The 15,581-nt window shown below is 44.9% G+C and carries 13 protein-coding genes, 2 tRNA genes and 1 other annotated feature; of the genes, 11 read left to right on the plus strand and 4 right to left on the minus strand.

The features are described 5' to 3' along the window. Nucleotides 1–73: 73 nt before the first annotated feature. Both gyrA and VKA52_RS11465 read left to right on the plus strand, forming a co-directional pair. The gene (gene gyrA / locus VKA52_RS11460) at nt 74–2,626 is read left to right on the plus strand and encodes a DNA gyrase subunit A (protein ID WP_326315748.1); all 2,553 of its coding nucleotides are present in this window, start codon (nt 74–76) and stop codon (nt 2,624–2,626) included. Between the two features lie 345 nt (nt 2,627–2,971). Further along, nucleotides 2,972–4,066, plus strand: a complete 1,095-nt coding sequence (locus VKA52_RS11465) for an HD-GYP domain-containing protein (RefSeq protein WP_326315749.1) — start codon at nt 2,972–2,974, stop codon at nt 4,064–4,066. Between the two features lie 17 nt (nt 4,067–4,083). Here the strand turns inward: VKA52_RS11465 and VKA52_RS11470 are convergent, their stop codons facing one another. Then, nucleotides 4,084–4,800: a YaaC family protein gene (locus VKA52_RS11470; protein WP_326315750.1), complete on the minus strand. Its 717-nt coding sequence runs from the start codon at nt 4,798–4,800 to the stop codon at nt 4,084–4,086. Nucleotides 4,801–4,973: 173 nt separating this feature from the next. On the opposite strand from VKA52_RS11470, the gene guaB reads away from it, so the two are divergent. The 6 genes from guaB (at nt 4,974) to VKA52_RS11500 (ending at nt 11,430) form a co-directional block, all read left to right on the plus strand. Then, nucleotides 4,974–6,443, plus strand: coding sequence for an IMP dehydrogenase (gene guaB / locus VKA52_RS11475; RefSeq protein ID WP_326315751.1), 1,470 nt, complete (start codon nt 4,974–4,976; stop codon nt 6,441–6,443). A 104-nt stretch (nt 6,444–6,547) separates the two neighbouring features. Next, on the plus strand, nt 6,548–7,879 hold the full coding sequence (locus tag VKA52_RS11480; protein ID WP_442788846.1) for a serine hydrolase: 1,332 nt from the start codon (nt 6,548–6,550) through the stop codon (nt 7,877–7,879). Nucleotides 7,880–7,998: 119 nt separating this feature from the next. Then, nucleotides 7,999–8,883: a pyridoxal 5'-phosphate synthase lyase subunit PdxS gene (pdxS, locus tag VKA52_RS11485; RefSeq protein ID WP_160910474.1), complete on the plus strand. Its 885-nt coding sequence runs from the start codon at nt 7,999–8,001 to the stop codon at nt 8,881–8,883. A 17-nt stretch (nt 8,884–8,900) separates the two neighbouring features. Then, the gene (pdxT, locus tag VKA52_RS11490; protein WP_326315752.1) at nt 8,901–9,491 is read left to right on the plus strand and encodes a pyridoxal 5'-phosphate synthase glutaminase subunit PdxT; all 591 of its coding nucleotides are present in this window, start codon (nt 8,901–8,903) and stop codon (nt 9,489–9,491) included. Between the two features lie 37 nt (nt 9,492–9,528). Further along, nucleotides 9,529–9,750 (plus strand) — a binding site (T-box leader). Nucleotides 9,751–9,817: 67 nt separating this feature from the next. Then, nucleotides 9,818–11,092, plus strand: a complete 1,275-nt coding sequence (gene serS / locus VKA52_RS11495; RefSeq protein WP_326315753.1) for a serine--tRNA ligase — start codon at nt 9,818–9,820, stop codon at nt 11,090–11,092. A 245-nt stretch (nt 11,093–11,337) separates the two neighbouring features. After that, nucleotides 11,338–11,430: transfer RNA gene (locus VKA52_RS11500), tRNA-Ser, on the plus strand. A gap of 149 nt (nt 11,431–11,579) precedes the next feature. On the opposite strand, the gene VKA52_RS11505 is transcribed toward VKA52_RS11500, so the two are convergent. Beyond that, nucleotides 11,580–11,924 (minus strand): winged helix-turn-helix transcriptional regulator, encoded by a 345-nt coding sequence (locus VKA52_RS11505; RefSeq protein ID WP_160910471.1) that lies wholly within the window; start codon nt 11,922–11,924, stop codon nt 11,580–11,582. Nucleotides 11,925–12,183: 259 nt separating this feature from the next. On the opposite strand from VKA52_RS11505, the gene VKA52_RS11510 reads away from it, so the two are divergent. Both VKA52_RS11510 and VKA52_RS11515 read left to right on the plus strand, forming a co-directional pair. Continuing rightward, on the plus strand, nt 12,184–13,407 hold the full coding sequence (locus VKA52_RS11510) for an MFS transporter (RefSeq protein WP_442788847.1): 1,224 nt from the start codon (nt 12,184–12,186) through the stop codon (nt 13,405–13,407). Nucleotides 13,408–13,485: 78 nt separating this feature from the next. Then, entirely contained in the window at nt 13,486–13,950 is a 465-nt protein-coding gene (locus VKA52_RS11515; RefSeq protein ID WP_160910469.1) for an NUDIX hydrolase, read from the plus strand. Nucleotides 13,951–13,973: 23 nt separating this feature from the next. Here the strand turns inward: VKA52_RS11515 and VKA52_RS11520 are convergent, their stop codons facing one another. Both VKA52_RS11520 and VKA52_RS11525 read right to left on the minus strand, forming a co-directional pair. After that, on the minus strand, nt 13,974–14,657 hold the full coding sequence (locus VKA52_RS11520; RefSeq protein ID WP_160910468.1) for a deoxynucleoside kinase: 684 nt from the start codon (nt 14,655–14,657) through the stop codon (nt 13,974–13,976). After that, the gene (locus tag VKA52_RS11525; RefSeq protein WP_160910467.1) at nt 14,654–15,295 is read right to left on the minus strand and encodes a deoxynucleoside kinase; all 642 of its coding nucleotides are present in this window, start codon (nt 15,293–15,295) and stop codon (nt 14,654–14,656) included. The genes VKA52_RS11520 and VKA52_RS11525 overlap by 4 nt, the downstream gene beginning before the upstream one ends. Before the next feature lie 194 nt (nt 15,296–15,489). Between VKA52_RS11525 and VKA52_RS11530 the strand changes: the two genes are divergently transcribed. Then, nucleotides 15,490–15,562: transfer RNA gene (locus VKA52_RS11530), tRNA-Arg, on the plus strand. Nucleotides 15,563–15,581 lie beyond the last annotated feature (19 nt).

Here is a 15,581-nt window from a genome sequence, read left to right on the forward strand (position 1 = left end):
CAAATGTCATGAAAGAGTGGGAAAGGGAGGCGAACATATCCTTTCCCCTTTTAGGTAACTAGGAGGTAAAAGAATGGTGGATCAACCCGAACGTCCGCGCGTGCAGGAAGTCAACATCAGTCACGAAATGCGCACCTCATTCCTGGATTATGCGATGAGTGTCATCGTGGCCCGTGCCCTTCCTGATGTCAGAGACGGCCTGAAACCTGTACACAGAAGGATATTATATGCGATGCATGACCTTGGGATGCATGCGGACAAAGCTTACAAAAAGTCTGCACGTATCGTAGGGGAAGTAATCGGTAAGTACCACCCGCACGGGGACTCTGCTGTCTATGACACAATGGTGCGTATGGCACAGGACTTCAACTACCGATACATGCTCGTCGATGGACACGGAAACTTCGGTTCGGTGGACGGAGATGCTGCAGCCGCCATGCGTTATACGGAAGCACGTATGTCCAAGATTTCCATGGAGATTCTGCGTGATATCAACAAAGATACCATTGATTATAACGATAACTACGATGGAACAGAGCGGGAGCCTGTAGTGCTTCCATCCAAGTTTCCGAACTTGCTCGTCAACGGTGGTTCAGGAATTGCTGTCGGAATGGCGACAAACATCCCCCCTCACCAGCTGGGTGAGGTTATTGATGCGGTGCTCGCGCTCAGTAAAGATCCGGAGATTACCATCCAGGAATTGATGGAAAACCATATCTATGGTCCGGACTTCCCGACAGCCGGTAAAATTCTCGGCTTAAGTGGCATTCGCAAAGCCTATGAAACAGGGAAAGGCTCGATCACCGTCCGTGCGGATGTAGAAATTGAAGAACAAGCCAACGGCAAAGCCCGTTTAATCGTGAACGAGCTTCCTTATCAGGTGAACAAAGCCCGACTTGTTGAAAAAATTGCCGATCTTGCCCGCGATAAGAAAATCGACGGCATCACAGACCTACGTGATGAGTCGGACCGTAATGGTATGCGCATTGTTATAGAGTTGCGCCGGGATGTAAATCCGAACGTGCTTCTCAACAATCTATACAAAATGACGGCCCTGCAATCAACGTTCGGCATCAACATGCTCGCACTCGTCAACGGCCACCCGAAAGTGCTCAACTTGAAGCAGTGCCTTGAGCATTATTTGGAACACCAGAAAGTCGTCATTCGCCGCCGTACCGAATACGAACTTAGAAAAGCAGAAGCGCGCGCTCATATTCTTGCTGGTCTGCGTATTGCCCTTGACCACCTGGATGAAGTGATTTCACTGATTCGTGAATCTCAAACGACTGAAATTGCACGTACCGGTTTGATGGAGCGCTTCGGTCTTTCTGAAAAGCAGGCCCAAGCCATTCTTGATATGCGTCTGCAGCGCCTGACCGGTTTAGAGCGTGAGAAAATCGAGAATGAATATCAGGAAGTCATGGAATTGATTCAAGAATTAAAAGCGATTCTTGCTGACGATGAAAAGGTCCTTGAAATTATCCGTGAAGAACTCCTGGATGTGAAAGAACGCTACAATGATGAGCGCCGTACAGAAATCGTCCTTGGCGGAACAGACTTCATTGAGGATGAGGACTTGATTCCTGAAGAGACGGTCATTGTCACGGTCACTCACCAGGGCTATGTCAAACGTCTTCCTGCATCTACTTATCGTTCACAGCGCAGAGGTGGACGAGGAGTGCAGGGAATGGGTACACACGAAGAAGATTTCGTTGAACACCTATTATCCACGTCGACACATAATACTTTGCTTTTCTTCTCAAACAAAGGGAAAGTATATAAAGCTAAAGGTTACGAAGTACCAGAATTCAGCCGAACGGCTAAAGGAATTCCAATCATCAACATGTTGAACGTGGAACGTGATGAATGGATCAATGCAGTGATTTCGGTTGAAGACTTTGTCGATGACTGGTACCTGGTCTTTACAACGAAGAACGGAATCACGAAGCGTACGACACTGTCCCAATTTGCGAATATCCGAAAAGGCGGATTGATCGCTCTCGGTTTACGCGAAGATGATGAACTGATCTCCGTCCGTCTGACGGATGGAACGAAAGATATCATGATCGGAACACAGAACGGCTATTTGATCCGTTTCAATGAAGATCAAATCCGAGCGATGGGACGTACAGCCGCAGGTGTTAAAGGGATCTCCCTCCGGGAAGACGACAAAGTCGTATCCATGGAAATCCTTGATGATTCCCTGCAAGTACTCACCGTTACAAGCAAAGGGTATGGAAAGCGCACACCGGCCGAGGAATACCGGATTACCAACCGTGGTGGTAAAGGGATTATTACGTGTAATCTGACAGATAAGAATGGTCAGGTCGTCGCTACGAAAGCCATAAATGGTGAAGAAGATATCATGATCATAACAGAGAGTGGTGTCTTGATCCGTATGCCGATGGAAAGTATTTCTGAAACTGGACGTAACACACAGGGGGTACGCTTGATTCGTCTTGGAGAAGGTGAAGAAGTCGCTACCGTCGCCCGTGTCGAGTCAGAAAAAGAAGAAGAGGAATTATTGGAAGAAGCGCTTGAAAAAGAAGCGGAATCTCAAGATGAGGTTTCTGAAGATGCTGAAACACCCTCTGATTCAACAGAGGAAGAATCAGATGAATCATAAATAAGCAAACTTCCATGATCCGTCGCCTGTCGAATGATTCGACAGGCGACTTTTTTTATAGATGGAGGAATAACAGAATAAAAGTGATCCATTAATTTTTCAATATTTTCTATTTTATTACATCATTCATGGTAATATAGAACTAGAAGTCATACAAAAGGCCTTTATATAAGTATTTAGTTTGTCGTTTGCTTTCATGAGGGCATGGCGGCAAGCCGTCCTCACGGGAGATCTGCAGTATTTAAATGCCGCGGTTTATTCTTTCAGGATAGCTCGCTTATCTGAAATGACTGTGAGATGAGGGTTCTGACATAATAAGAAACTAGTGAAAGGTGGTTCGTTGCCATGAGGGTGGCTACATCTCAATTGGAACCAGGGTGTCTCTTGACGAAAGATGTCATGGGACGGACGAATCGACCGATTGTTCCTAAAAATACGACCCTTCAGCCTGTCCATATTGATGTACTGCAAAAATTCAACATTGATCTTGTGGAAATCTCCAATCGCCGGTCGGACGGTTCGCTTTTTATAGCTTCTGGAAGCGCAGACCAGGAAGATTTACATCAGAAACGGGGGTTGGAGGAAACGCCCCTTCCATTTTTTGAATCCTACTTAGCTGCGGTTCAGGAATATAAAAAATGGTTCATTTCGTGGCAGGGAGGCTCGCCTATAAATATTAACGAGATCCGCAAAGTGATGGTCCCACACCTTGAGAGAGCGGCTGATTCCGCAGGGAGAGAGGTTTTTTCGCTCCATCATTATACATCCAGTAAGGATTATATCTATCATCACAGTGTAGCGATGGGGCTGTTGTCCAGCTATGTTGCACGGAAAATGGGATACAACTATGGTGAGTGGATTCAAGTCGGTTTAGCAGGTCTTTTAGCAGATAGTGGGATGGCTAAAATCAGTGAACGAATTACATGGAAAGATTCCCCTTTAACAGAGCAGGAATATGAGAGGGTGAAAAACCATCCGACTTACAGTTACCGCAACGTAGAAAAAATCTCTTCCTTGAGCAATCACGCGAAGGTTGCTATTTTACAGCATCATGAACGTTTGGATGGGACAGGGTACCCTTTAGGAGTCAGTCAGAATAAAATCCATCCGTTCAGTCAGATCATCGCTGTTTGTGATATGTACCACGCTATGACGTCTGAGAGGATGTACCGTAGGAAACAGTCCCCTTATAAAGTGCTCGAAGAAATCCTCCAGGAACAGTTCGGTCGCTATGACCATAAAGTAATCAGCGCTTTAGTTAAGGAAATGACCAGTTATTCTACAGGGACCAACATCCGTTTGTCTGATCATCGTGAGGCAGAAGTCATTTTCGTGGAAGAGGCAAATCCGACAAGGCCGCTTGTACGGATCATAGATGACGGACAGATTCTCGCGTTGAAAGAACAACTGGACCTTCATATTGAAGAAGTATATGAATGAAAAGAGACCAGTTTGCTTCAGGAAAGAGAGGCAAACTGGTCATTCAGCCAGGAAGCGAGAATTTTCGGTATGCGACCCGACGCTGATTGTAAAAAGTGTACGATGAAGACATAATCCTCCCGATCTCTCATCTGTTCCATTTCCCCCCACCACTCCCCTTCATAACGGACGAGCATACTCAAGTTATAAAGGACTGCAAAATAGGCCAGCAGTTCAGGCCATTCTTCTTCCATTGTGATAGGAATCGGGTTCTTTAAGAGAAACAGTTCTTCCATTCCAGGAAGCGGACGGAGCAATTCATCCATGGATATCTTTGTTTTTTGTGAGGAAAATTGAAACAAATGCTCAGCGGCATGGGGGAATAATCCATGCGGCTGGATACGGACATCATCCTCTAAAAAACGATAATGCTGTTTTTTTCTTTTACGTGTCGACAGTCCGTGGGCAAGAACCTTTGCAGTGGCAGGATATCCAGGATCAACCGTCAACAGGCAGCTTTTAATGAAATGGTTCATTCCATAATAAAAAAGAAGAGGCTTTACACTCAGAGGTGTATGTAAAGCTGTCGACCAATAATCCTGCCCGAGGCTGAGACCGTGAATGAATCGTTCTGCATTGTTGTATGCATGATGTTCGGCTCGTGAATGATTGATCTTTTCATAACAAGACAACAAGAAGGGTCTTGTATGTGCAGTCACTTGAAGGTAAGTAAGAATCGGATCGGTGGAGTGCAAAGAAAGTTCCTCCTTTCTAACATCAAAGGAATTCTCTCCCATTTTTTTATGGTTGAAAAAGCCCGACCATTGTCGTATTGTAAATAACAATAAGAAATGGTGTTACGAGAATATACCACTTATTTTACCCACTTTCACCCAAACTATTTTAAGAAGAAAAGGAGAGGTCAAGCATGCGTGAAGACAAGTTTACAAAAGAAGGTTTAACGTTTGACGATGTACTACTTTTGCCTGCTAAGTCCGATGTATTGCCACGTGATGTTTCGCTGGCAACAGAGTTGTCTCCGACGTTACGTCTGAATATGCCGATCATCAGTGCCGGAATGGATACGGTTACGGAGGCGAAAATGGCGATTGGTATGGCACGTCAGGGAGGACTTGGCGTCATTCATAAAAATATGTCGATTGAAGAGCAGGCGGAACACGTGGACCGAGTGAAACGCTCCGAAAGCGGCGTCATTACCAACCCGTTCTTTTTGACTCCCGAACACCAGGTTTTTGATGCTGAACATTTAATGGGGAAATTCCGTATTTCCGGTGTGCCGATCGTCAATAGTGTGGAAGAACAGAAACTTGTCGGAATCATCACCAACCGTGACCTCCGTTTTATAGAAGATTATTCGATCCAAATCAGTGACGTCATGACGCACGAGAACCTTGTCACAGCACCTGTAGGAACGACACTCGATGAAGCAGAAAAAATCTTGCAGCAATATAAGATTGAAAAGCTTCCGATGGTCGATAACAATGGGATTCTCAAAGGATTGATCACCATTAAGGATATAGAGAAAGTGATCGAATTTCCTTTATCAGCAAAAGATGAGCAAGGACGTCTTCTGTGTGCTGCAGCTGTTGGTGTCACGGCAGATGCGATGACACGTATTGATAAACTAGTAGAAGCAGGTGTCGATGCTCTTGTTGTTGATACTGCTCATGGACATTCTCAGGGTGTGATCGAACAGGTCAAGCGCATCCGTGACCGTCATCCGAAAGTGAATATCATTGCAGGCAACGTAGGGACAGCAGATGCAACACGCGAATTGATCGAAGCAGGAGCGGACGTTGTCAAAGTCGGAATCGGGCCAGGTTCCATTTGTACCACACGTGTCGTTGCTGGTGTCGGCGTTCCTCAAATTACAGCCGTCTATGACTGTGCGAAAGAAGCGGCGAAATACAATAAGCCGGTCATTGCCGACGGAGGAATCAAATACTCCGGTGATATTGTGAAGGCTCTTGCCGCAGGTGGACATGCTGTCATGCTTGGAAGCTTGCTTGCCGGTGTCTCTGAGAGTCCTGGCGAAACAGAAATCTTCCAGGGCCGCCGTTTCAAAGTCTATCGCGGAATGGGATCTGTCGGTGCGATGGAATCCGGATCCAAAGACCGCTACTTCCAAAGCGAGCAAGAATCGAAAAAGCTTGTACCGGAAGGGATTGAAGGACGTATGCCATATAAAGGACCATTGGCAGACTCCATTCATCAGCTTCTCGGTGGTATTCGTTCGGGTATGGGGTATTGTGGAACACCAACTATTACGGCTTTACGTACAGACGCACAATTTACAAGAATTACAGGAGCAGGCTTAAGAGAGAGTCATCCACATGATGTACAAATTACAAAGGAAGCGCCAAACTACTCCGTTTGACCCGTATAAAAAGTGATAGACAGGGACTTTTCCCTGTCTATTCTTTTATATACGCATGTGATAAAATAACAAAGATGCATATTTTAAGGGTGGAGGTTGAGAAAGTGACACAAAGAATAAAAACATCTATGGCCTTGATGTTGGCATTGCTTATGGGGTTCTTTGCTGTGTCCATGAATCCTGGACATACATACGCAAGCGTAGATGTTGGCGCAGAATCGGCAATACTCGTGGACGCGGAGACAGGGAAGATTATATTTGAAAAAGAGGCGGATTTGACATTACCTCCTGCCAGTATGACGAAGATGATGACCGAATATCTTGTCATGGAGGCAATTGAGGAAGGGCAGATCAGCTGGGATACGACAACACAAATTAGTCAATATGCTTTTGATATATCGGCAAATCCTGAGTTTTCAGGGGTTGGCCTGAAGCTGGACGAGCAATACACGGTACGTGAACTGTATGAAGCGATGGCAATAAACTCAGATAATGCGACAACCATTGCTCTTACAGAATTGATTGCGGGCAGTGAAGGTGAATTTGTTCAGATGATGAACGAGAAAGCAGCTGAAATGGGGCTGCCTGATTATGATTTTGTGAATGCAACAGGACTGAACAACTCCCACTTGGGAGACAATTATCCTGAAGGGACAGACCCTGAAGCGACGAACATGCTTTCAGCGAAGTCTGCTGCACTGCTTGCTTATCACTTAACGAATGATTATCCGGAAGCGCTTGAGATCTCAAGCAAACCGACACTTGATTTTGCCGGACAAACCGTAACGAACTGGAACTGGATGCTTCCAGGTATGCCGGGACAGAACTTGGCGCAGTTCGAATATGAAGGAATGGACGGATTGAAAACAGGTTACACAGAACTTGCCCAGAACACGTTTACAGGAACAGCAGAACGAGATGGGCAGCGTTTTATTTCCGTTGTTATGAAATCCGAATCCAGAGCTTCCCGTTTTAATCAAACGAAACAATTGCTCGACTACGGATTCAATCAGTTCTCACGTCAGGAACTTTTCGCAGCAGGAGCGACGCCTGAAGAAGAGTCGACACTACCTGTCGCAAAAGGAAAAGAAGATGATGTAGCGATCGAAACGAGTGCGGCATTGAGCACACTTGTGAAAAACGGTGAAGAAGATCAATATGAGATTCAGTTCAATATCTCTGAGGATCAGTTGGATGACAACGGCAACCTTGTCGCCCCCGTAGAAAAAGGGCAGAAAGTCGGGACAGCGAAGCTCGTTTACAACGGAGAAGAGGACTATGGAAATATTCTTGCTGACGGTGGACCAACCATCGAAATCGTCACTTCTTCCAGTGTGGAGAAAGCAAACTGGTTCATGCTGACCCTTGGTGCGATTGGAGAATTCTTCAGTGATATCTTCACAGGCGCCGTCGACATGGTCAAAGGCTGGTTCTAGGTGAAAAAATCCCTAGATAACCAGTGGGATTTAATATAGTATTGCGTTACAATAGAGGATAAGAATCTATGATTCGAAATAAAATGTTTAAACTATAGAGCTGTTAGGGAGGAATCAACATGGCACAAACAGGTACGGATCGCGTAAAACGCGGCATGGCAGAAATGCAAAAAGGTGGCGTCATCATGGACGTCGTAAACGCAGAACAAGCAAAAATCGCTGAAGAAGCGGGTGCGGTAGCCGTAATGGCTCTCGAACGAGTTCCTGCAGACATTCGCGCAGCAGGCGGGGTCGCTCGTATGGCTGATCCTACGATCGTTGAAGAAGTGATGAATGCCGTTTCTATTCCAGTTATGGCAAAAGCTCGTATTGGGCATATTACAGAAGCACGCGTTCTTGAAGCTATGGGCGTTGACTATATCGATGAGAGTGAAGTTCTTACTCCAGCTGATGAAATCTATCACATCAAAAAAGATGATTACACAGTGCCATTCGTATGTGGCTGCCGTAACTTGGGTGAAGCGACACGCCGCATCCGTGAAGGTGCATCCATGCTTCGTACAAAGGGTGAACCAGGAACAGGTAACATTGTAGAGGCTGTCAGCCATATGCGTCAGGTCCAGTCACAGATCCGTCATTTGCGTGGACTTTCAGAAGATGAAGTGATGGTCTACGCGAAAGATAACGGCGCTCCATTCGATCTACTGATGGAGATTCGTGAAGAAGGACGTCTGCCTGTCGTTAACTTTGCTGCCGGCGGTATTGCAACCCCTGCAGATGCTTCCTTGATGATGCAGCTTGGAGCAGACGGAGTGTTCGTTGGGTCTGGTATCTTCAAATCCAACAACCCGGAAAAGTTCGCCCGTGCAATTGTTGAAGCAACGACTCACTATGACGATTACAAGCTGATTGGTGAATTGTCTAAGGGTCTTGGAACAGCCATGAAGGGTATGGAAATGTCTACTCTTACTCCTGAACAGCGTATGCAGGATCGCAGCCAGTAAGTAAAGGAGAATGCAGCATGACTACAATCGGTGTATTAGGCCTGCAAGGCGCTTTCCGTGAGCACGTGCGTTCTGTCGAAGCGACCGGTGCCAAAGCCGTCGTCGTCAAAAGGACAGAACAACTGGAAGATATTGATGGCTTGATTATCCCTGGTGGCGAGAGTACGACCATCCGTAGATTGATTGATAAGTACGAGTTCTTAGAACCGATCCGTGAGTTCGGAAAAAGCGGCAATCCGATCTTCGGTACGTGTGCCGGACTTATCCTGCTCGCTTCAGAAATCGATGGTTCTTATGACGTACATCTAGGGGTCATGGATATCAAAGTTCGTCGTAACGCTTTTGGACGCCAACGTGAAAGTTTTGAAGCGAATCTTAATATTGAAGGTGTGGCAGAAGAATTTAATGCCGTATTCATCCGTGCTCCTTACATTGAAGGAGTCGGGGAAAATACGAAAGTGCTGGCCCGCTACGACGGTCATATTGTAGCCGCTCAGGAAGGTCACTATTTAGCTTGTTCCTTCCATCCAGAATTAACGGACGACCACCGTTTAACGACGCATTTTGTGAAAATGGTAGAAGAAGCTAAAAAAACACTTGCATTATAATTCTGAATCCGCTAATCTTATGTAACACAAACTATAAATAAACGCGATGACAGGAAATAGTAACATGTCCCTTCTTCTCAAAGAGAGTCAGTGGCTGGTGTGAACTGATGGAGAAGCCATGTGAATCCATCCTCGAGTGTCTGACTGAATGAAGTAGGTCAGACCGGTACTCACCGTTATGAGTGAAGCCGGAAGGTCACACAGACCTTCAACTTGGGTGGTATCGCGGGAAGCATAAACCAAAGCTCTCGTCCCTTCTTTAGGGACGGGAGCTTTTTATTTAGCTTCCAACTAATCGAAGTGAGTAAATAAAGGAGGAAATAAACATGTTGGACATGAAATACTTACGTCAGAACTTTGAAGAAGTAAAAGGGAAGCTGCAAAATCGTGGAGAAGACCTCTCTGACTTGGATGCTTTCGGCGATTTGGACAGCAAACGCCGTGAGCTGATTCAGGAAACAGAAGAACTGAAGGCCAAGCGGAATGAAGTATCCAAAGAAATTTCCCAGCTGAAAAAAGCGAAGGAAGATGCGGACGATAAAATCAAAGAAATGCGCGAAGTCGGGGATCGTATTAAAACTCTGGATACAGAGCTTAAAGATGTGGAAGAGAAACTTGAAACGCTTCTCTTATCCATCCCGAACATCCCTCATGAAAGTGTACCCGTCGGAGGCGATGAAGAAGACAATATCGAAGCACGCAAAGCAGGAGAGATCCCGACATTTGACTTCGAAGCTAAACCTCACTGGGATGTAGCGACAGATTTAGGTATCCTTGATTTTGAAAGAGCATCAAAGGTTACCGGAAGCCGTTTCGTATTCTATAAAGGACTTGGTGCCCGTTTAGAGCGTGCATTGCTCAATTTCATGATGGATCTGCATGCGGATGAACACGGGTATCAGGAAATGCTCCCACCACAAATGGTCAATCGCACAGCGATGACAGGTACAGGGCAATTACCTAAATTTGAAGAAGACGCGTTTAAAATTGAAGACTGGGATTACTTCCTTGTACCAACAGCTGAGGTTCCCGTCACAAACTTCTATCGAGAAGAAATACTATCTGTTGAAGACCTTCCACAAAAATTTGTAGCTTTCAGCACGAATTTCCGTTCCGAAGCAGGGTCTGCCGGCCGTGATACAAGAGGATTGATTCGTCAGCACCAATTCAATAAAGTGGAGCTTGTCCAGCTGGCAAAGCCGGAAGATTCTTATGATGTTTTGGAAGAACTGACAGGTCATGCTGAAAAAGTCCTTCAGCTGTTGAAACTTCCTTATCGTGTGATGAGCATGTGTACGGGGGACCTTGGCTTTACAGCAGCGAAGAAGTATGACATCGAAGTGTGGATCCCAAGCCAGGAGACTTATCGTGAAATCAGCTCTTGCTCTAACTTCGAAGATTTCCAGGCACGTCGTGCAGGCATCCGTTTCCGTAGAGAAGAAAAGGGTAAGCCTGAATTCGTCCACACGTTGAATGGTTCTGGTCTTGCCATCGGTCGTACCGTTGCAGCGATTCTTGAAAATTATCAGCAGGAAGATGGAACCGTCATCGTCCCGGAGGTTCTTCGTCCATACATGGGTGGAAAAGAAGTCATCAACTAACTCAAATACATCGAGCGTCAACAGAACATACGCCTGGATCCTTTGTGGTTCCAGGCGTATTTCATTGAATTCGTATTTGAAAGCAGAGATCGCGGAGGGCTGTTGACTCTGAGGAAGTGAATTTGTATAATAACGAAGTGACAATTTTTCGTTATGGTTCGACAACAAACTCTTTTTTAAAAAAGTTGCAGGGTTTTGTTGACGGATACGGACAACCATGATATTATATTTATTGTCGGTCACACGGAGGAGTACCCAAGTCCGGCTGAAGGGAGCGGTCTTGAAAACCGCCAGGGGGTTTACGCCCCGCGGGGGTTCGAATCCCTCCTCCTCCGCCATATTATTATCAACAATAGCGCATAAATATTGGAGATTTATAGAACAGAAATCGTTACTTCGCGTAACGATTTTTTATTTTGCTTTCCTTGAATGAATAAAGAGTAAAGCCCTCACCGGGATAACCGGTGAGGGCTATTTTTATATCTTATTAAGAATCCAATAATACCTCTTCTTTATTGGGATAGGTCTTTTCAATATGCTGCTCACCCCAGGCACACAGCATGTCCAATGCCCCTTTTAATGTCCAGCCGTATTCCGTTAGTTCATACTCCACTTTAGGGGGTACCTGATTATAAACGATTCGTGTAATGACTCCATCGCTTTCCAATTCCCTCAGCTGCTGGGTCAACATTTTTTGTGTGATTCCTGGCATTAATCGTTTAAGCTCACTTGTCCGTCGTTTATTTTCTATTAAGTGGCACAGAATGACGACCTTCCACTTGCCTCCGATGACTTCCAGAGCTGCTTCCACCGGTATATTATATTTCGGCATGAGATTGACCTCCTCTAGAGCTCCTATGTTTCTTTTTAGCATGTATAACCGATAATTCACTATACACGAAAGAAACATAAGTTAAAAACATTTTGCCTGAACACCCTCACACCCCTCTATTCTATACAATTGTTACTTACAGGTGCCTATAGCACACAGAAGTGCGTACTTCTCAAGTATTCGATCAGCCCTCATAATAAGGTTTGTCATCCAGAGGCGCCCTGGATACATGGGTTTCAGATATGATTCTTATTTATATATGAGGAGGAAAATGATGAGTTCACACGCAGAGAATATCAACGAAAATTCTCTTGATCATAAGTCGAAAAGTTTTCCGTTTGCTTTGTTGGCCCTTGCTATTAGTGCGTTCGGTATAGGAACGACAGAATTTGTACCTGTAGGTTTATTATCCACAATGGCCGATGACCTTTCTATATCCATTACACTTGCGGGAGTATTGATCTCCGGTTATGCTGTCGGTGTTGCTGTGGGGGCACCTGTTTTGACGGCTCTTACCAATAAGTTGAGCCGGAAAAGTTTATTGCTGGCTCTGATGGTTGTTTTCATTCTTGGTAATTTAGTGGCTTCGGTTTCGACAAGCTTCACCTTGCTATTAATTGCAAGAATCATCACTGCTTTTTCTCACGGTATATTCTTCTCTATTGGATCGACTATTGCTGCCAGTTTAGTCCCTGAGCATAAGCGGGCAAGTGCCATTGCCTTTATGTTTACAGGATTGACGGTTGCGACGGTGACAGGCGTGCCTTTAGGAACATTCATTGGACAAACTTTTGGTTGGCGGGCGACATTTGCCGGTGTAGCTTTGCTCGGCGTAATCGGCATCATCGCAAGTGCTTTGCTTGTTCCGAAAAACCTGGAAGAAGCAACACCTGCAAGCTTTCGTGACCAATTAAAAATACTAACTGAAAAAAGAATTCTGCTCTCTTTCGTCATTACAGGATTAGGATATGGCGGAACGTTTGTGGCCTTCACATACCTTGCTCCTTTACTGGAAGAAGTGACAGGTTTCGATCCGAAGTTTGTCAGCGTGATTCTGCTCATTTATGGAGTTGCGGTTGCGATCGGAAATACGATTGGTGGAAAAGTTTCCAATAAAAATCCGATCAAAGCGTTGTTTTGGATGTTTGTACTGCAGGCAATCGTATTGCTCCTGTTGGCTTTCGTCATTCCATTTAAAGTGTTGAGTTTAGTTGTATTGTTTTTCATGGGACTGTTTGCTTTCATGAACGTCCCTGCTTTGCAGATCTTGGTCGTTCAATTAGCTGAGAAGTATGTTCCATCTGCGGTTAATGTAGCTTCTGCTTTGAATATTGCCGCTTTCAACGTCGGTATTGCTATCGGATCCTCCGTCGGTGGGGTCATCGTTGATACGATTGGTCTTGTTCATACACCATGGATTGGTGCAGTGATGGTAGGGGGCGCTGTCATCTTAACAAAACTGTTGCATACGATGGAACGCTAATCTACGAGAAGGACTCCTTTTATTCAAAGGGGTCCTTTTCTCTTGTTATAATAGAATAATGGAGAGAGGAGGAAGGCTATGGGTTACGTCGAGGACTTACGGGCAATTATCGGTCATCGGCCCATTATTTTAGTTGGCTCTGTGGTAATGATTCTGGATGAAAAAGGACGTATTTTACTGCAGGAACGAACATCCCCTCAAGGTGTATGGGGACTGCCGGGAGGTTTGATGGAGCTTGGAGAGAGCACGGAACAAGTCGCCAAACGTGAAGCATTCGAAGAGACTGGATTAAAGGTCAAAGATCTGCAGTTATTGAATGTTTACTCTGGGGAAGATCAATTCAGCCGAGCTCCTAATGGAGATGAGTTTTACGTTGTGACAACAGCTTATTTCACTAGACATTTTAGTGGGGACTATGCTTTTGATCCTGCAGAAACGGTACAGGTGAAGTTTTTCGAGTTTCATGATTTGCCTGAGAAGATGGTTGGTAGTCACCGGATGATGATTGAAGATTATAGAAAAAAAACACCTGACGTTGAATGACGTCAGGTGTTTCATCTTTATGCTTACGTCAATAAATGGCTGGAGCGCCATTTACGAGATTGTTGGATGAAGTGGCCGATTTTTTCAAGGACAGGTTCGATGCTTGTTTTATCATTCAATACATCATAGTCGGCAATATTGAGGCGCAGGACAGGGCAGGAGTTGAAATTATCAATCCAATTGTCATAACGCGTAAACATCTCTTCCCAATATTCAATAGGAGTTTCTTGTTCCATTGGACGTCCACGTTCTTTGATTCGGGAAACGACATCATCGAACGACCCTTCCAAATATATTAAAAGATCGGGATGAGGGAAGTATGGTGTCATCACCATCGCATCAAACAGGTTTCGGTACGTTTCATAATCGGTTGCAGACATCGTCCCTTTTTCATAGTGCATCCGGGCAAAAATGCCGGTATCTTCATAGATGGAGCGGTCCTGGATAAAACCACCGCCATATTCAAAAATCTTCTTTTGTTCCTTGAAGCGTTCCGCTAGAAAGTAAATCTGTAAATGGAAGCTCCAGCGTTCAAAATCCTGATAGAATTTGTCGAGATAAGGATTTGTGTCGACTTTTTCAAAAGAGGTACGGAAGTTGAGGGCATCAGCGAGAGCATTGGTCATCGTTGACTTACCAACACCGACCGTTCCTGCAATCGTTATGACGCTGTCGTGTGGAATTCCATAGCGTTCACGTGCATTCATTTGATAACTTCTCCTTTATTTAAATGCTGCTCTACTTGATCAACAATATAATTCAAATCGTCTTGATGTTTTACGAAGTCTATATGATCCCCGTTCAAACGAATCACAGGAATCTCGGGATGAGTCGCCTCAAAATGTCTCATGAAGTCTTCGTAGTCTTGAGAGAGTTGTTCAAGATATGAGGGTTGAATATTTGCCTCTACATCACGGTTACGCATGCGGATGCGTTCGAGCAGTGTATCTAAACTCGCATGTAAATAGACGACCATATTCGGTTTAGGCATATCGTGTGTCAATATATCAAAAATCTGTGCATACTTGTCAAATTGATCTTCTCTTAACGTGCGGCGTGCGAAAATCATATTCTTCGATATATGGTAATCGGCGACCACCGGCTTCCCCGACTGCAAAAATTTGCGATCGATGTCTTCGAGCTGCTTGAAACGATTGCACAAGAAGAACATCTCCGTTTGGAAGCTCCATTCTTCAATATTGTCGTAAAACTTGCCTAAAAACGGGTTCTCCTCAACGATTTCCTTCAGCAAATGAAAATCAAACTGGGAGGCGAGCTTTTTAGACAGAGACGTTTTCCCAACCCCAATGGGCCCTTCAACGGATATGAAAGGTAAATCTCCCATCTCTTTTCCTCCTTCAAACTCAATTCAAAAACGTGAGTGCTCATCACTCACTTACAAAATACGATACTTTTAGACAGACAAATAATATTTTATCATATACATACGTTGGAAGTAACATCCGAGCAATATTTTTAAAGTGCATTTCCTTTTCAATCTTTGGTTTGTTTTGTATAATATTACACGTACGTTCATACGCCCCCGTAGCTCAGGGGATAGAGCATCGGTTTCCTAAACCGTGTGCCGCAGGTTCGAATCCTGCCGGGGGCGCTGGCTGAAGCTGATTGGA

The organism is Halobacillus sp. HZG1 (assembly GCF_035818575.1).
In the GTDB taxonomy this organism is placed as follows: Bacteria; Bacillota; Bacilli; order Bacillales; family Halobacillaceae; genus Halobacillus; species Halobacillus litoralis.